This is a genomic window from Mesorhizobium sp. M7A.F.Ca.US.014.04.1.1, assembly GCF_003998745.1.
GTDB lineage: Bacteria > Pseudomonadota > Alphaproteobacteria > Rhizobiales > Rhizobiaceae > Mesorhizobium > Mesorhizobium ciceri.
Window position 1 is genome coordinate 1 of the sequence record NZ_RZRW01001378.1, and the last position, 558, is coordinate 558.

At 60.6% G+C, this 558-nt stretch carries 1 protein-coding gene; it reads right to left on the reverse strand.

Annotated features, from left to right (window positions below; genetic code table 11):
• Positions 1-373: 373 nt before the first annotated feature.
• A partial coding sequence (locus tag EOA22_RS38420) for a hypothetical protein (RefSeq protein ID WP_206521581.1) occupies positions 374-558 on the reverse strand: 185 nt, incomplete at its 5' end.

Genomic DNA, 558 nt, shown 5'->3' on the forward strand with positions numbered 1-558 from the left:
CCCCTCCCCTTCCCGAGATCAGCTGTTCAACGGTGTCCGCGGCAGCCTACGGCGACAGCGACCTCAAGGGCCAAGAGTGACACCATAGAGCCGGGAATGATGGTCTTGGCATCGTTGTTCCCGAGCCGACAAATTCGGTTTCTACCTCAGGCCGGATTTCATCACCAAGCGTCTGCTATCAACGCTCGGGTGGCACCCTCGTCGGTTGCGAACGCTCCCTTGGCGAGCAGATAAAGGAAGTTTCGGGCGCTCGCCCGCACCGCTCAAAACGATGGTGCGCGAACTGCGGTCTCCAGCGATCGGCTTTCAGTCGGGTAACGGTTGACCTCCGCATGCAAACGCACCTGCAGGAGGCACGCTGACCTACCCTATGTCAGCGAATATCGTTTGAGGCCGCTAGAGACGAATTGGGGTCGGTCCGAGCTTTGGACGTTTGCGTCTCGTCATGATGGAGGAGGTCGGCCATTGCTTTTGATGCCTTCGACCAAGCCTCAGCCGGCAAAGCGAGCCCGCCTACCGCCTTGAGCCGGTGGAAGCGCCCTCCCCTCCCCTTAGCCG